General features: G+C 39.1%; 14 protein-coding genes. 11 read left to right on the forward strand and 3 right to left on the reverse strand.

What is annotated here, in order from left to right; translation table 11 throughout:
* Window positions 1-56: 56 nt before the first annotated feature.
* The 3 genes from FCJ93_RS11320 (at window position 57) to opp4C (ending at window position 3,832) form a co-directional block, all read left to right on the forward strand.
* On the forward strand, window positions 57-1,826 hold the full coding sequence (locus FCJ93_RS11320; protein WP_095314351.1) for a peptide-binding protein: 1,770 nt from the start codon (window positions 57-59) through the stop codon (window positions 1,824-1,826).
* 112 nt (window positions 1,827-1,938) lie between these two features.
* On the forward strand, window positions 1,939-2,901 hold the full coding sequence (locus FCJ93_RS11325; protein ID WP_095314353.1) for an ABC transporter permease: 963 nt from the start codon (window positions 1,939-1,941) through the stop codon (window positions 2,899-2,901).
* Window positions 2,902-2,911: 10 nt separating this feature from the next.
* The gene (gene opp4C / locus FCJ93_RS11330; RefSeq protein WP_095314355.1) at window positions 2,912-3,832 is read left to right on the forward strand and encodes an oligopeptide ABC transporter permease; all 921 of its coding nucleotides are present in this window, start codon (window positions 2,912-2,914) and stop codon (window positions 3,830-3,832) included.
* 86 nt (window positions 3,833-3,918) lie between these two features.
* Here the strand turns inward: opp4C and FCJ93_RS11335 are convergent, their stop codons facing one another.
* Complete coding sequence (locus tag FCJ93_RS11335) at window positions 3,919-4,128, reverse strand: methionine aminopeptidase (protein WP_095314357.1); 210 nt, start codon at window positions 4,126-4,128, stop codon at window positions 3,919-3,921.
* A gap of 623 nt (window positions 4,129-4,751) precedes the next feature.
* Here FCJ93_RS11335 and FCJ93_RS11340 point away from each other — a divergent pair.
* From FCJ93_RS11340 to FCJ93_RS11375, 8 genes are all read left to right on the forward strand, one after another.
* On the forward strand, window positions 4,752-5,441 hold the full coding sequence (locus FCJ93_RS11340; RefSeq protein WP_137743718.1) for a FadR/GntR family transcriptional regulator: 690 nt from the start codon (window positions 4,752-4,754) through the stop codon (window positions 5,439-5,441).
* A 32-nt stretch (window positions 5,442-5,473) separates the two neighbouring features.
* Window positions 5,474-6,790, forward strand: coding sequence for an FAD-binding oxidoreductase (locus tag FCJ93_RS11345; protein ID WP_211344107.1), 1,317 nt, complete (start codon window positions 5,474-5,476; stop codon window positions 6,788-6,790).
* A 1-nt stretch (window position 6,791) separates the two neighbouring features.
* Window positions 6,792-8,177, forward strand: a complete 1,386-nt coding sequence (locus tag FCJ93_RS11350) for a (Fe-S)-binding protein (RefSeq protein ID WP_137743719.1) — start codon at window positions 6,792-6,794, stop codon at window positions 8,175-8,177.
* On the forward strand, window positions 8,149-9,609 hold the full coding sequence (locus FCJ93_RS11355; RefSeq protein ID WP_095314362.1) for an FAD-binding oxidoreductase: 1,461 nt from the start codon (window positions 8,149-8,151) through the stop codon (window positions 9,607-9,609). Before FCJ93_RS11350 ends, FCJ93_RS11355 begins: the two co-directional genes overlap by 29 nt.
* Before the next feature lie 194 nt (window positions 9,610-9,803).
* Window positions 9,804-11,984 carry a malate synthase G gene (locus tag FCJ93_RS11360; RefSeq protein WP_137743720.1) on the forward strand — a complete coding sequence of 727 codons (2,181 nt, stop codon included), beginning with the start codon at window positions 9,804-9,806 and terminating at the stop codon, window positions 11,982-11,984.
* A 343-nt stretch (window positions 11,985-12,327) separates the two neighbouring features.
* Window positions 12,328-13,104: a fumarylacetoacetate hydrolase family protein gene (locus FCJ93_RS11365; protein WP_095314366.1), complete on the forward strand. Its 777-nt coding sequence runs from the start codon at window positions 12,328-12,330 to the stop codon at window positions 13,102-13,104.
* A 75-nt stretch (window positions 13,105-13,179) separates the two neighbouring features.
* The gene (locus FCJ93_RS11370) at window positions 13,180-13,953 is read left to right on the forward strand and encodes an IclR family transcriptional regulator (protein WP_137743721.1); all 774 of its coding nucleotides are present in this window, start codon (window positions 13,180-13,182) and stop codon (window positions 13,951-13,953) included.
* A 659-nt stretch (window positions 13,954-14,612) separates the two neighbouring features.
* Window positions 14,613-16,397 (forward strand): L-lactate permease, encoded by a 1,785-nt coding sequence (locus FCJ93_RS11375; RefSeq protein ID WP_137743722.1) that lies wholly within the window; start codon window positions 14,613-14,615, stop codon window positions 16,395-16,397.
* A 153-nt stretch (window positions 16,398-16,550) separates the two neighbouring features.
* Here the strand turns inward: FCJ93_RS11375 and FCJ93_RS11380 are convergent, their stop codons facing one another.
* Window positions 16,551-16,736 (reverse strand): aspartyl-phosphate phosphatase Spo0E family protein, encoded by a 186-nt coding sequence (locus FCJ93_RS11380; protein WP_137743723.1) that lies wholly within the window; start codon window positions 16,734-16,736, stop codon window positions 16,551-16,553.
* Between the two features lie 295 nt (window positions 16,737-17,031).
* Window positions 17,032-17,583: a 4Fe-4S dicluster domain-containing protein gene (locus tag FCJ93_RS11385; protein ID WP_137743724.1), complete on the reverse strand. Its 552-nt coding sequence runs from the start codon at window positions 17,581-17,583 to the stop codon at window positions 17,032-17,034.
* Window positions 17,584-17,585 lie beyond the last annotated feature (2 nt).

The raw sequence follows: 17,585 nt of genomic DNA on the forward strand, positions 1-17,585 counted from the left end.
TGGTGTACCCTAGGATTAAGCCAGTCTGTTGATTTTCCAAAATTTAAAAGGGGTGAATGAATTTGAAGTTTAAAAGAAGTTGGTTAATTTTACTTAGCTTTGTTCTCATGCTAGGTATTCTTGCTGCTTGCTCAGGAGGCAGTGATAATACTTCTACGGAGGGTGAGAAAGAAAACGAAGAGAAAGAAACAGGTCCTCAAATGGGAGGAACGGTTGTCGGTGCAATGGATACTGCGCCGTCAGGAAGCTTCAATCCAATTTTCTATGAAGAAGCCTATGAGGCAAACATTATTGAATTTGTGTATGAAGGACTAGTTTCGCAAAATAATTCGTTGGAGTTTGTTCCAAATCTTGCGAAAGAATGGAAATATAATGAGGATCATTCTGAAATTACTTTTACATTGGAAGAAAATGTAAAATGGCATGATGGTGAACCATTTACGGCACATGATGTCGTCTTTACTTATAAAACAATGTCTGATCCTGATTATATTGAAGCAGGTGGGGTACGTGCATCTGAATATGCTTCAAGACTTTTAGGATATAAAGAATATAGCGAAGGTCAAACAGATGAATTCCAAGGGGTAGTAGCAGAGGATGATCATACTGTAACATTTAAATTTGCTGAGCCAAATGTTATTGCTCTTTCAGATGCTAGCTTCAGCATTATTCCTGAGCATATCTTCAAGGATATCCCAGTAGCTGATATACCTGCAGCACCTGAATCCCGTGAGCCAGGAAAAGTGATCGGGACAGGACCATTCAAATTTACGGAAATGGTACAAGGTGAGCAATATGTTTTAGAAAAAAATGCTGATTATTGGCAAGGTGAACCATATCTTGACAGCGTTGTTTGGAAGGTTGTAGACCAAGCGGTTATTCTTGGTTTATTGGAAAATGGAGAAATTGATTTTGTTGCGGATCCAAATGGCTTCCAAGCAGCAGATTATGAAGCAGTTGCAGCAATGCAAAATGTAGAAATTATTGAGCAGCCTGACTTTGGTTATCAAATTATGGGAATGATGCATAATCATCGTGCGGCTGGAGATATGACATTAGATCCAAGTAAGTGGACTGTTAATGAAAACTTGAAGGATCCAAGAGTACGCCAAGCGATAGCTTATGCTATTGACCGTCAAGCGATTATTGATGGATTGCTTTATGGTAGAGGAATTGTTCAAAACTCTCCTATTGCTACACAATTCTGGGCTTATGATGATCAAAATCCACCAGCATATGAACATGATCAAGATAAAGCAAATCAACTTTTAGATGAGGCTGGTTATGTCGACGTAGATGGAGATGGTTTCCGCGAAGATCCGAATGGTGAAAAATGGGTCTTAAATCTTAACTACCCATTAGGAAACCAAATTCGTGAGCGTTCTGCTCCAATTATCGAAGAGTTTCTTGAAGAAGTTGGCATAAACATTGACCTTCGTCAGCCGAAGGAAGCTGCAGCTTATTTCGAAGATCTTGAGAAAAATTCACAAGATTGGGATCTATACTTAGTTGGTTGGTCACTAAGCAGTGGCGATCCAAGTCCTGAAGGATTATGGGGTTCAAAAGATTTTTATAACTACTCCCGTTGGAATAATCCAGAAGCTGACAAATTGTTAGCAGAGGCAGTCAAGCCACCTGAAGCGTTTGAGCAGGATTATCGCAAAGAAATTTACAGTAAATGGCAAGTGGAATTCGGAGAAGACTTACCTGCGTTAATTTTATATGCCGCAAACAGCCTTTGGGCACATAACTCACGCATGAAAGGAATTGACGTCTTACCATATCAATTCCACAATAATCCACATCTATGGTATGTAACTGAGTAAATTGCTTTTGCAGAAATATAGAAAAGAGCGTTCGGTATGACGCCACGCTCTTTTCTATTTGCGAAAGATTTATAAAAGGATGTAAAAACAGCTCTAGAATGGAGGGGGTACATTGTTTCAATATATCATCAGACGAATCCTTGTTTTCATCCCAATGCTCTTTGTTTTAACAGTCATTGTATTTGCACTCATGCAAGCAGCTCCTGGTGATGCTTTTACAGGAAGGATTGATCCGACAGTTGATCCGGAAGTGTACGAACAGCGAAGAGAAGCGCTAGGTTTAAATGATCCAATCCATATTCAATATTGGAATTGGATAAAGGGAGCTGTAGTTGGAGATTTTGGAGAATCTCTAATTTATAAAGGCAGGGCAGTATCCGATTTAATTGCAGAGCGATTTAGTAATACTTTGAATTTAGGGGTTATGACCTTAATTATTACCATAGTGGTGTCGATCCCGATTGGTATTTATTCTGCGCGACACCCTTATACGCCTTTAGATTATGGAGCAACGGCATTTGGCTTTTTTGGACTAGCTACACCGAATTTCTTTTTTGGATTGGTGGCAATATACATTTTTTCCATTAAGCTCGGTTGGCTGCCTGCCCATGGAACGGTTTCAAAGCCAGGGATAGATGGATTTGAGTTATTTTTTGATAAAATAAGGCACCTTATTTTGCCGAGTATTACGCTAGGTCTAGCTGGTACGGCTTCTTATATGCGTTATATGCGTTCGGAAGTTCTTGATGTTTTGGGCAGTGACTATATTCGCACAGCGCGAGCAAAAGGAATGACGGAGAATACGGTTCTTTACAAACACACATTACGCAATGCATTGATACCGATTATTACACTACTTGGATTTGAAGTTGGGGTACTATTGGGTGGGGCTGTCATTACAGAAAGTGTCTTCCAATTTCCTGGACTTGGGACATTATTTATTACTTCTATAGGGAATCGTGATTATCCTGTGATTATGGCTATTAACTTAATGCTTGGTTTCTTTGTGTTACTTGGCAATTTATTAGCCGACATTTTCTATAGTATTGTTGACCCAAGAATCCGCTACGATTGAGGTGAAATCAATGGAACTTAAACCACAGGAAACGACAAGCACAGGCCCGGAATTGAATAAGAACACAGTGGAAAAAGGCATGAGTCCTCATCGAATTGCGTTGAAACGTTTCATGAAAAATAAGCTAGCTGTGGCGAGTGTTGTGATTCTGCTTATCATCATTATTGCTGTTCTTTGTGCGCCGCTTTTCACAGATCATAATCCAACAAAATCGAACTTGACCATGATTGAACGATCCCCGAGTGCTGAACATCCATTAGGGAATGACAGCTCCGGTCGAGATAACTTAGCTCGCCTATTATATGGAGGTCGCATTTCTTTAATAGTCGGCTTTAGTGCCATGGTTTTTACGCTAGTAATTGGAGTAACTTTAGGTTCTATTGCAGGATATTATGGTGGCAAAGTAGATGCAATTATTATGCGCGCTACGGATTTAATGCTGATGCTTCCTTTTTTAGTGCTCTGTCTTACAGTTGTCGCTATTCTTGAAAAGGTAACCGTTGGAATACTTGTTATGATCATTGCCTTCACCTCGTGGCCAAACTTAACAAGGATTATACGAGGGACGTTTTTAACACTAAGAGAACAGGAATTTATACTTGGTGCCAAGGCAATTGGTGTTAGTGATATTAGAATTATTTTTAAACATTTTATTCCAAACGCAATCGGTCCAATAGTGGTAAATGCAACGTTAATGATGGCAACGTATATTATTGTTGAGTCTGCTCTTAGCTTTATCGGATTTGGAATTCCACAGCCGACACCAAGCTGGGGCAACATGATATCTGAAGCGCAGAGCATCAGAATTTTGAGAAATAGTCCTGAAGCATGGATTCCACCGGGACTTGCAATTCTTATGACAGTGCTTTGCATAAACTTTATCGGAGACGGACTTCGCGATGCTTTTGATCCGAAAAGTAATAGACGTTGATAAAAATAACCTACTGACTAAAAAATCAGTAGGTTAAATTTATGCTTTGAAGCTAGTAATAGGTGATACAACATGCATATACGTTATTAAACGAGATTTGACCATTCAGAATATAAGCCGCTTCCGTTGCAGCCAGGGCAATCGTATGGATTGCTTAAATAAACAAACTCATTTGCAGGATAGATTAAGAAGCCTCTGCCATAACACTCCGGACATTTGTTTTCATCTTTCATTTTCGAAACGTGTTTTTCATAGCGAGAATTTTTCCACTCATTAAATGCCTCAAGCAGTCCCATTGTTTATCACCTCAATTCTTTAAAATTTCGCTATAAAGATGATGATTTTGACTTGTTTCCAGATAAAAAGCGATTATTTTGAGAACTGTCTCGTACAGGTTATTATGTTAGCTAGCTTCAGATTCTCTCATTTCGTTAAGCCAAATCTACACCTGTACACAAATGTCATCGAAAAAACCAACTTTTTCAATTTGTACAGTGGAAGCCACGGGAAAGATTCAAACATTAATGGTTTTGCAGATATAAACACCATTATTATGAAATAAGCTAAAAGTTTGTTTAATATAGCTTATGTTTTGTTATTTTGGTAAATTTTATACACACAACTTTTACAATTATTTTTTGTTATCGATTAGAGCAAACTGGGCAGTTTTTCAACAAACATTTTTAAAAGGTTGTGATAACGTCAAAAAAGGTGAATTTAGTTATACAATTGTACTATAACAGAAGTTGTATTTATATTTATTATATGAAAAAAAAGAGTAATCGGCACTATTTTTTGATTTTTTTATAAATTCTAAAAAGTCTTGATTATTAAATGCTACCATGATTTAATAGGAACAGATAAACATATCTGATATGTGATGTCTGAAAAGAGTAAAGGAAGAGAGGAGGATATTAAGATGAAAGTTGAGAAAATCTCCATAAAAAAGGTTTCAGAATCTGTTGTAGAACAAATAGAGGACATGATTGTAAACGGTTCTATTCGTTCTGGAGAAAAGCTTCCTTCTGTCAGGGAACTATGTGAGATGTTTGGCGTAGGGAGATCAGCGATTCGTGATGCGATTATTACATTGAAAGGAAAGGGGATTGTTGATGTAAAGCAAGGAGAAGGAACGTATATTTGCCATTTTGATTCGAAAAAATTATTTAACTTGTCTTTAATTCATCCAGAGTCAAATGATGTGCAGGAGCTGTTTCAAGTCCGTAAGCTGTTGGAGCCGGGAATTGCAGAAATGGCGGCACTTTATCGAACAAAACAGCAAATCGCCGAACTAGAGAAATTTTTCAATCAAAAGTCGTCATCTGGCTGGGAAGAGGACTATCAATTCCATATGACGATCGCAAAGGCATCTGCAAATCAAATAATCTATCAATTTATGCAATTTATCTCAACCACTACGAAAAGGCATATGAGTGACTTCCACCATTTTATACAACAAAACGACCTCATTAATGAAAGAATCACCCAACAGCATAAGGAAATTTTTACCGCTATAGACAATTCGGCCCCTCATGAAGCAAAAGAAAAAATGACTGAACATTTGGAATATGTGGAGAAAATAATGAAAAACAGTTTATGGAAAGATTAAAAAGATTATGCTCGGAGAAGGAGAGGGATGAATTGATTACTTCAAATCTACTAAATGATCTCCAAATGTTTGTAAGTAGTGAAAGGATTGTGAAAGCTCAAAATGGAGATGATTTTTTAGGAAACAGCGGAAGGATCGTTGTTAAGCCTGAATCAGAAGAAGAAATAACCAAGATATTACAATATGCGAATCTTCATAATCGAAAAATTTCGATCGTTGCCGGTGGAACGAAGCGTGGTTTTGGAGGTACAACAGAGGCAGAGGATATTGGTGTCTCACTCGAAAATTTTAAAGGAATTACTGAACACGCAGTTGGAGATATGACGTTAACCGTCAAATCAGGAACTCCTTTTAAAGAGCTTCAGGCCTATTTAGCGCAATATAATCAAAAAATTTCTTTGGATCCTTTTTATCCAGAGCGCGCAACAATTGGTGGTATTATTGCTGCAAATGACAGTGGACCGAAACGCTTAGGTTACGGTTCGGCAAGGGATGCAGTGATCGGATTTCGAATCGCTTACCCAGATGGATCGGTGATTCGCTCAGGGGGAAAAGTAGTAAAAAATGTGGCAGGCTATGATATGAATAAACTTTTTATCGGCTCTATGGGGACGATCGGTGTGTTAACAGAGGTAACATTAAAGCTGCGTCCACTTCCGCAATATGAAAGCGTTATCTTGCTTGCGTTTCCAGATGGCCATCATGAGTGGCTGAAGAGCTTTGCAGCTGAACTTCTTGACTCGATGATGGAGCCGATTGCTCTTGAATTATTAAGTCCAACCTTGTCCGAGGACCTTACAGGACACAGAAATTATACAGTTGCCATTAGTTTTGAAGATGTAGAAACATCCGTTCACTATCAAGAGGAATTTGTAAAGAAAATAAGCCCCCCATCTGTAAACGTCAGCATACTGGAAAAAGAAAAAGCTTGTCAGTTTTGGGAGCAGTTTTACAATATTGGTCCTAAAGTGACAGAAACAAAAGAGACTGAAGCAACACTAAAAATGGGTGTCGTCAACTTAGATGTTATCCGTGTGATTCAGGAATGTGAATATATGAGTGATGTCCATCATTTGAAAATTGAAGGGCATGGGGGATTAGGTCATGGTTTGTGTCATGTGCATTTGTCTGGAGCGGCTGAGGATGTAAAAACAGCGATTGGGCAATTACGGAAGCTAGCTACTGAATTAAATGGCTATGCTGTTTTGAAATATTTACCGTTAAAACTTCGTCAAGAAATCACTGTATGGGGAGAACGACCTTCCTATTTCTTTTGGTTAGAGGGCATAAAAGAAAAAATAGATCCTAAAAAAATACTGAATCCGGGCCGGTTTGTGGGAGGGATATAAATTGAGTTTAAGAGAAACTGAACTGAAAGGTGAGCCGACTTGTCATACGAACTCTTTAAGTAATTATTTATGGAGTGATCCACCAGATGAACATAAATGGGCTGATTGTGTCCATTGTGGCTTATGTTTAGAAGCATGCCCAACTTATGAACAGACTGGTCAGGAACAGCATTCACCACGAGGTCGAGTACATTTGATTAAATCAGTGGCGGAAGGAAAATTAGTGGTTGATGATGACTTTGCGGACCCTGTATTCGTTTGTTTGGATTGCCGTGCTTGTACAACAGCCTGCCCAGCTGATGTGGACGTAGGAGGCTTAATTGAAGAAGCAAGGGGACAGGTTCGTCAGGCGATGCCTTTAAAAGGCTGGAGAGGAATGACAAGCAAATTTTTATTAGAAGGGCTGTTCCCACACCAAAGTCGTCTCCACTCGTTGGGGAGTCTGCTCAAATTTTACCAGAAGAGTGGGGTGCAAAAGGTTGTCAGAAAAACAGGTTTAATCAATATTATGCCGAAGCATCTAGTAGAAATGGAAGCCATTATGCCAGCGATTGGCACACCTGTACAAAAAAAATATAAGGAGCAAAAGGTCATTAAGGCCAAAGGAGAGACAAAACGAGAAGTTGCGATGTTAACGGGCTGTATAATGGATGTCATGTTTAGTGATATTAATCAATCGACGATTAATGTGTTAACGAGAAATGGCAACGATGTGAGCATTCCAAAAAATCAAACATGCTGTGGAGCTCTTCATGTCCATGCAGGAGATCGTGAGACAGGGAGAAAGTTAGCAAAGCAAAATATAGAAGCTTTCAACGCTGCGGAGAAGGTGATTACGAATGCGGCGGGTTGTGGATGTATGCTAAAAGAATATCCTGAACTGTTTCGTGAAGAACCTGAATGGCGTGAAAAAGCGGAAGAATTTGCGCAAAAAGTAGAGGATATTTCAAAATATTTATACGATACAGGGTATGAGAAGCCAAAAGTGGAATTAAAAACGCGGATTACGTACCATGATGCGTGTCACCTTGCTCACGGTCAAGGTGTTCGTGAACAACCAAGGGATTTGTTAATCAATATTCCAGGAGTAGAAATGGTCCATATGCCGAATGCTGACCGCTGCTGTGGAAGTGCCGGGGTCTATAACATTACTAATCCTGAAATGGCGGGAGCGGTGTTAGAAAGTAAAATGGAACATGTTCCTGAGGATGTTGAAATGATTTCAATGGGAAATCCAGGTTGTATGCTGCAAATGGCAGTGGGAGTCGAGAAATACGGAAGAAACCAGAAAATTGTTCACACCGTTCAATTGCTCGACTTGGCCTACCAAAAAGAAGACGAGAAAGAGAGGGGAAACAATGGTGAAAAAGAGCATGCAAACGATTGACAAAGATATTATGAATCTAGCAAAAATAGTCGGTGAAAAAGAGATTTTATTTAAGCAAGCTGATTTGCTTGCTTATGATTGTGATGGCTTCACGATTCATAAGCATCTCCCAAAGGCAGTAGTTTTTCCAAACAGCACAAAAGAGGTTGCTGAAGTGGTCAAATATTGCAATGCGAATCAATTGCCTTTTCTAGCCCGTGGTGCAGGGACCGGTTTAAGTGGAGGAGCCATACCGTTAAATGGGGAAGTAATCATTAGTTTAGTTAAAATGAAACGGCTGTTAAGTGTGGACTTGGAAAACAGGCGCGCCGTTGTTGAACCTGGTTTTGTAAATCTTAAATTAACGAATTCAATAGCCGATAAAGGCTATTACTATGCACCGGACCCTTCTAGCCAATATGCCTGTACGATTGGCGGTAATGTTGCGGAAAATGCTGGTGGGGCCCATTGTTTAAAGTATGGCGTCACAACGAACCATATTTTGGGACTAGAGGTTGTCATGCCAAGCGGAGAAATTATTGATATTAGTACAAATGGTGTTCTTGATCTTCCTGGTTATGATCTATTGGGGCTTTTGACCGGTTCAGAAGGTACTCTAGGAATCGTCACAAAAATTACGGTTCGAATTTTGAAAAATCCAGAAGCAAAGCAAACGGTTCTTGCTTATTTTGATAAGGTCGAAGACGGGAGTCAAGCAGTATCTGATATTATTTCTTCAGGAATTGTCCCTGCTGCTCTTGAAATGATGGATAAGATTGCAATTGAAGGAGTGGAGTCGGCAGCGTTTCCAGTTGGTCACCCAAAGGATATAGAAGCTTTGTTATTAATTGAAGTAGATGGGATTTCGGTCGGAATCACGGAGCAGATCAAACAAATTCTTGAGGTTTGTAAGACACGTAATGTGCGGGAGGTAAAGGTGGCTCAAAGCGAAGAAGAACGGGGGAGATGGTGGGCGAATCGTAAAACAGGATTTGGTGCGATGGGAGCCATCTCTCCTGATTATCTTGTTCAGGATGGGGTCATTCCACGGAGCCGATTACCTGAGGTTCTTGCGCGAATTAATAAAATAAGTGAAGAGAGCGGATTAAGAATCGCTAATATTTTCCATGCCGGAGATGGAAATTTACACCCGCTCGTTCTTTTTGACGCAAGACAGCCTGGCCAAACAGAGAAAGCATTAGCTGCAGGAAGTGAGTGTCTGCGAGTTTGTGCTGATGTAGGTGGTACAATTACGGGGGAACATGGTGTCGGAATCGAAAAAAGAGAAGAAATGCGTTTTGTGTTTACGGAGCGGGAAATCGCGGCACAGACCGATATTCGAGATGTATTCAATCCTCATAATTTATTAAATGCCGGTAAATTGTTTCCATCTCCAGGTCGTTGTGCTGAGGTCAAAAAAGAAATGAAGAACGGAAGAGAGGCCTTTGCCTAATGGTAAAAATAATTTGTTCAGGGAGGTTTTTCGATGTGGAGAAGGTCGTTATTATGCGATTATGAATGCAACGTAGGCAAAGAGATAAAATTTTTAGAAAATTATTGAAAGATGTTTTTCCCCGTGATATTATTTTTTTAGAGAAAATATGAAACGATGTTTCGTAATAACAAACAAAAAAGGAGGATGTACAAATGTCTGAATATGTAAAAATTAGGAATCTAAAGGTTGCGCAAGTTCTTGCTAATTTCATTAATAAGGAAGCGCTGCCAGAAAGTCAGGTTGAGGAGGGCGCTTTTTGGGAAGGTTTCGAAAAGCTCATTATTGATTTGGCCCCAAGGAATAAAGAATTGCTTGCCAAACGTGAGGAAATTCAAGAAAAGCTCCATGCATGGCATAAAGAAAATCAAGAGTTTAAATTTGAACAATACAAAAGCTTTTTAGAGGAAATCGGTTATCTAGAACAAGAGGTCGAAGACTATAAAGTAACAACAAATCATGTAGATGATGAAGTTGCTTTGCAGCCTGGCCCACAATTAGTCGTTCCTGTCGATAATGCCCGATACGCCTTAAATGCTGCAAATGCCCGGTGGGGAAGCTTATATGACGCCCTTTATGGAACCGATGTCATTAGTGAGGAAGGCGGAGCTGAGCGCAGTGGGGGTTACAACCCGATTAGGGGGCAAAAGGTGATTCAGTTTGCGAGAAAATTCCTCGATAAAGCAGCATCTCTTTCTAATGCTTCGCATGAGGAGGTAGTGAAATATGCAGTGGTGGATGGCAGATTGGCTGTAACGCTGGAAGATGGAAGAACGACTGGATTAGTTGATCCGTCAAAGCTTGTTGGTTATCAAGGAAGCACTGAAGCACCGTCTGCTATCCTTTTAAAAAATAATCGACTTCATTTTGAAATCCAGATCGACCCTCAATCTCCAATCGGAAAGTCTGATAAAGCCGGTGTAAAAGATGTGCTTATGGAAGCAGCTTTAACGACGATTATGGACTGTGAGGACTCAGTGGCAGCAGTCGATGCAGAAGACAAGACGCATGTTTATCGCAACTGGCTTGGTTTAATGCGAGGGGATTTAACCGCTACGTTCAAAAAAGGTGAAAAAACCATCACTCGTTCTTTGAATCCAGATCGTTTTTATACTTCTCCAACTGGTGAGGAAATGGCATTAAATGGTCGCTCCATCATGTTTACAAGAAATGTTGGCCATCTTATGACGACAAATGCCATTTTGGGGCCCAGTGGCGAAGAGATCCCAGAAGGTATGATGGATACGGTTATTACAAGTTTAATAGGGAAGCATACGCTATTAGGCAATGGGAAGTATCAGAATAGTGCTAAAGGTTCCATCTATATCGTCAAGCCCAAAATGCATGGATCAGATGAAGTAGCATTCGCCAATGAGCTTTTTGATCGAGTTGAGGATCTGCTTGGACTTGAGCGAAATACATTAAAAATTGGTGTTATGGATGAGGAAAGAAGGACTTCCATTAATTTGAAGAACGCGATCAGTAAAGTCAAAGAACGAATTGTCTTCATTAATACTGGATTTCTTGATCGAACCGGAGACGAAATGCATACTTCTATGGAAGCAGGTGCAATGATTCGTAAAAATGATATGAAGTCAACGGCGTGGCTGCAGGGCTATGAGAATTCCAACGTAAATGTCGGATTATCGGTTGGTTTTCAAGGCCATGCACAAATTGGGAAAGGTATGTGGGCAATCCCTGATCTAATGGCAGAGATGATTAAGCAAAAGGTCGTACATCCTAAATCGGGTGCAAATACAGCGTGGGTTCCGTCCCCAACCGCAGCAACTTTGCATGCCCTTCATTATCATGAGGTTGATGTTATAGCTGTTCAAAACAAGCTCTTAAAAGAAGAAGCGGCAGATTATCGCAATGATATTTTACAAATTCCAGTCGTTGAAAATCCAGCATGGACACCAGAGGAAATTCAACAAGAGCTTGATAATAATGCACAAGGTATTTTAGGATATGTCGTCCGTTGGGTTGAGCAAGGAGTTGGCTGTTCAAAGGTTCCCGATATTAATAATATTGGGTTGATGGAGGATCGGGCGACATTGCGGATTTCAAGTCAGCATATGGCGAACTGGCTACATCATGGGATTGTAACAGAAGAACAGGTTTTAGAGACGCTGAAGCGTATGGCAAAAGTTGTTGATGAACAAAACGCTGGTGATGCGAACTATCGTCCAATGTCCGCTAACTATGATGATTCAGTCGCCTTCCAAGCAGCATGTGATTTGGTCTTTAAAGGATATGAACAGCCAAGCGGTTATACGGAGCCTATTTTACATCGCCGTCGTGCAGAATTTAAGGCAAAAATCAAAGTTGGAAGTTAAGTAATTGACTTTAAAGAGGGCATTCATCATTGAAAGGAATGCCTCTTTTTCTTAGGGAAAGGAGCTACTTTTAGCCGCTTTGGGTGAGACGTATGAAGAATCGATGCACAGCAATTTTTTGACAAAGAAAATCATCCGCCTGCATAAAAAATTGCAGCAGCACTTTTTTAACCTAGGATTTGTTATATGTCGGTGTTGGTTTTTGACTTATTTTCTCAACCTTTCAGGATGATTGAAAGACGTGTGAAACCAAGGTTTCCCACGAAAAGCGCCAAAAATCGTTTTCTCAACAATATGGTTTAACAAAACCTAAACTTAAAGTTTTACCGAGAGGAGTGGAACAATGAAATTTACACGCTTTACAGTGGACACTATTGAGTATAAAGGGGTGCTGGTTGAAGACGGCATAAGAGAAATAAAAGGAAATATATTTGCAGACTGGGAATATACAGGAAAGGTTTTTTCAATGGATGAAGTAAAGCTTTTAGCCCCACTCGCTCCCAATCAAATAATTGGGATTGGCGCCAATTATGTAGCAAGTCCTGATGAACGACCGAACGAACTGCCTGAAATTCCTGTTTTCTTTTTTAAACCAATTTCCTCAGTCATTGGTCCAGAGGATGAGATTATCATTCCAGCAGGCTGCGATACTGTAAAATTTGAATCTGAACTTGCCGCTGTGATCGGAAGAAAAGCTAAAAATATTTCAGAAGAACAGGTCTTTGATTATGTGTTTGGCTATACTGTTGGAAATGATGTCACAGCTCCTGCCTATTTTCATGAAACAGGTCATTGGACAATTGGAAAATCGTTTGACACCTTTACTCCATTGGGACCGTTCATTGAAACCGAAATCGATCCATTATCAATAAGAGTGAAATCGAGATTGAACGGGGAAGAAAAACAAAATAGCGGTCAAGAATTAATGATAATATCCACCGCAAAAATGATTTCTTATCTTTCTCATGTTATGACGCTGCAGCCTGGGGATGTGATTTTAACTGGCAGTCCTGTAGGAGCAGAGTTTGTTCGTGCTGGAGATGTGATAGAATGTGATATAGAGGGGATTGGCATATTGAGGAATTCTTTTGTGAAAGAAGCGGTGTCCGTCGATCGCTAAGTCATGTAATAATGGCTCTTTTTCCTTTTTGAAAAGGAGCCATCGTTACTTCCTTTGAAGTGGAGGTGTGAATGGATGGAAAGGGACAATATGGTTAAATCAGTGGGACGAGCACTGGATATTATTAATTTAGTAAGCTCGAAAAAAGGGGGGTTAGGTGTAACAGAAATCGCAAAGCAAGTCGACATTAACAAAAGCTCGGTTTACCGGATTCTTTCTACATTAGCTCAGTATGGCTATATTGAACAAGATGTTGATACTGGCCGTTATAAATTAGGCTATAAATTTCTTGATATTAGTTCGAAACTGTTGGAATCAATCGATATCAGAACAGAGGCAAAACCCTTTTTATTGGAGTTAGAACGGGAAACAAATGAAGTTATTCACTTAGCTGTATGGGATCAGGGCGAGGTTGTATACATTGAAAAACTGGAAGGAAATCAAACATTACGCATGCATTCAAAGGTCGGAAAGCGGGCTCCCATGCATTGCACTTCAGTTGGCAAAGCAATTCTTGCTTACCTACCATTAAATGTCGTAGAAGATATTATTGAACGGAAAGGGCTTCCGATCCATACAGAAGCAACGATTACTGAAAAAGAGGCATTTCTAAAAGAACTAGTTAAAATCAAGCAAAAAGGGTACGCTTTAGATTTGGAAGAGAATGAATATGGAATCACTTGCATTGCAGTTCCACTTTTTGATCATTTGGGGAAAGTCATAGCATCCGTAAGTATTTCCGGACCAACGATGAGGATGACGACCACAAGATTGGAACAATTGAAAATAAAAATGAAGGAAGCTGGAGCGAAAATATCAGGAAGATTAGGGTATGTAAATACCGTTTAAGGAATAAATGAAATTGATGTCAGTGCTGATTTTTTTGGCTCATTTTTTCGCTGATTTCATAAAAAGAAAGGAGAAAATTTGTTTTCTCCTTTCTTTTTATGAAATCACGGATCTTTCAGCATAGCTGAAAATCGTTTTCTCAATAATATGGTTTAACAATTCAATAAAAAATCTCGAAGCTTTGTTTCACAATGATGAAGCGATTGAACGTACAGGTAAAGAACGGTATAGATTGGAAAATGTACGTCTTTTAAAATTTACTTATGCTGAGTCCATTTCATAATTGCGCACTTCAAGTTAAAAACGAACGTTCATTTGACTTTTTCATTATTGTTAACAAGTGCAATTTGTTGTTGTCTCTATGTGAGAAATTTCATAAAAAAGATATTGCAAACAAATTTTTTTATTTCTCTTCAATACGAGTGCTGTAACTTGATTAACTGTAGAACTTTATAATTTAGAGTCAGAATATGGATTTTATTGTCGTAATAAAATGGAGTGAATTTTCTAAAAATTATTGAAACTATATTATAAGTGTGTATAATTTAGGTAGGTACAGACTGTTGTATAACAAAAAATATATTGTTATATAACTTTGTTGTCTACTATGCAACAATTGAAAACATTGTTTTTTATCACCAAACGGAAGGAGAAATGCTATGAATACAGGAATGCTTGCTTTTTTATCGCTATTGCCGATTATTGCGGTAGCCATTTTTCTTGTTGGATTAAGATGGCCAGCAAGTAAAGCAATGCCAATCTCTTATTTAGTTGCAATTGGACTTGCGCTATTTGTATGGGAGGTTCCCGGTGTGAATGTTGCAGCTGCTTCGTTGCACGGGTTATTTACAGCAGGGACACTATTGTACATCATTTTTGGGGCAATTTTACTATTAAACACGCTTCAGGAGAGTGGAGGAATCAAAACGATTCGTCAAGGTTTCATTGATATTTCGCCAGACCGACGTATTCAAGTGATCATTGTTGCTTGGTTGTTTGGCTCATTTATCGAAGGATCCGCAGGATTTGGAACACCTGCTGCCGTTGCAGTTCCATTGATGGTTGGTTTAGGATTTCCAGCAATGGCCGCTGTCGTCGCAGGGATGATTATTCAAAGTACACCGGTATCCTTCGGTGCAGTAGGTACCCCAATGCTTGTGGGGGTTCATTCAGGATTATCAGCAGATACAAGCCTAACCAATGATTTTTTAGCTTTAACTATTAATATAGCTGAAAAAGTGTCCATACTACATATGATTGCCGGGACACTTGTTCCATTAATCGTTGTTGCTTTTATGACGAGATTTTTCGGAAAAAACAAATCTTTTACCGAAGGGTTAAAAATTTGGAAGTTTGCTTTATTCTCTGCATTCGCTATGACAATTCCATATGTAATCGTTGCTAATACATTGGGTCCAGAATTTCCATCGATGGCTGGAGGATTAATTGGTTTAGCCATTGTCATTTACGCTGCCAAAAAGGGATTATTTATGCCTAAGGAAGATGAAATTTGGGATTTTGAAGAAAAGTCTAAATGGGACCCTGAATGGAGTGGAAAATTAGAAATTAAGGATATTGTCCATAAAAGTGGGAACATGAGTATGGTGAAAGCATGGACTCCATACATATTAATTGGTCTTTTTCTCGTATTGACTCGTTTGCAATCGCTTCCATTCATGGAATGGACGCAATCATGGACTTTAAAATGGGAGAATATTTTTGGTTCAGACATAACAACTAGCTTTCAGCCCCTATACTCTCCAGGATCTATCTTTATTCTTGTATCTGTAATCACTTACTTCCTTCATGGAATGAATGGAAAAGCTTATGGAAGGGCATGGTCACAATCGGGAAAAACAATGCTGTCAGCTTCAACAGCATTAATATTTACCGTTCCAATGGTCCAAGTTTTTTTGAATACAGGGGGTGGGGCAGCCGGTTATGACCGTATGCCGATTGAATTAGCCAATGCTGTTGCAGCGCTAACGGGTGATTTTTGGCCAATTTTTGCGACATTTATTGGTGGTTTAGGAGCATTTATTGCCGGTAGCAATACTGTTAGCAATATGATGTTCTCCTTGTTTCAATATGATGTTGGTTCGCAAATTGGTGTTGATCCGACATGGATCGTTGCACTACAGGCAGTAGGTGGAGCAGCAGGGAATATGGTCTGCGTTCATAATGTAGTTGCTGCTTCAGCAGTTGTCGGTCTCGTTGGCAAGGAAGGGACAGTTATACGAAAAACACTTCTGCCGTTTGCTTACTACTCCTTGTTTGCTGGTTCTCTCGGTTATGCGATCGTCTGGTTCTCCGAAAAGGGCTGGTTTAATACCGGTTCAATTATTGCAATGTTAATAGCAGCTGGTGCGATTTACATCATTACAACGAATCAGAGAAGAGCTAACCTACTAGTGAATAATTCAGGGATAAATACACCTAAATAGAAAATGGTAAAAAGCGACCTAGGAGTCCATTTACTTCTAGGCCGCAAAATGATTTAGAACACGAAATAGGAGGCTTTAGTGAAGCAAGGGGGGAGCATTTCATTTAATCGTAATGGCAAGCTTTGTATTTATTTGGGGCAGATATTCAATTTATTAAAAATTCTTCTTAAAACTGCTAAAGTTCAGTTTTTGATATTGAAGAACATATTGATCGAGCATCTGGCTTAATTGTATTGTATTTTTACTAGATAGACCTTCCTTAATTCCAGTTCGGATCATTTCTTTTCTTAGTGTTTCAATTTTGTAGAAAAGGCTTTCTTCTAAACAGGACCTAGACATGTAAATAACTCCTTAGTAAGTGAAAAATAGTGAAACGAATAAGGATGCCATCTCAAAGTTTGTAATCTCATGCATAATTAAAACCCCCTATTTCCTTGAGTTCAGGTAATAAAGGGGTCTATTCCATTTTAATACAGATTTTAACAGATTGCAGTGATATTTTCCACATCGAAATAAAAAAATTCGAGATATCTCGAATTTTTTTATGTTTCATAGCAATGTTCATGTTGAAAAACATATTATTTTGTCGTACTCTAAATATTTTTATCCCAAAATACAATATGCATCGTCTTTGTTAATTGGAGGATCTTTCTACAAGAAAATGTCTTTTCTTTTCGGATATAGGATAAAAAACGATAGACGGTTGTGTTATTCGGATGTCAGGGATTCCAAAAATAGATGAGACTGCCTGTGGATCATAGAAATTTTCCAAATCCACCAATTGTAATGCTTCTGTTGAACAGGCATCCACACAAGCGGGAAGTAGGCCCTGATCTTGTCTAGGATAACACATCTGACATTTGCTAACTTTATTCGTTTCATAATCGAATTGAGGGGCTTCGTAAGGGCATGCTGTTATGCATAGTCTACAGCCTGTACACAGATTGGAATCAATTAGGACAATTCCATCATGCCTCTTCATAAAAGCATTTTCAGGACAAACCCGAGAGCACTCAGGGCTATTGCAGTGATTACAGGATAAGGAGAGAAATCCTTCAGATGACTTAGAGACTTTGCGCCAACGAACATTTCTGTTTGTATGATTTTCATTTCGACAAGCAATTTCACAGGCTGTACATCCGATGCAATGGTCTGCATTAAATAAAAATCCCAATTGTTTAGACATAT

This window comes from Robertmurraya siralis, from assembly GCF_005502275.1.
In the GTDB taxonomy this organism is placed as follows: Bacteria; Bacillota; Bacilli; order Bacillales; family Cytobacillaceae; genus Robertmurraya; species Robertmurraya siralis.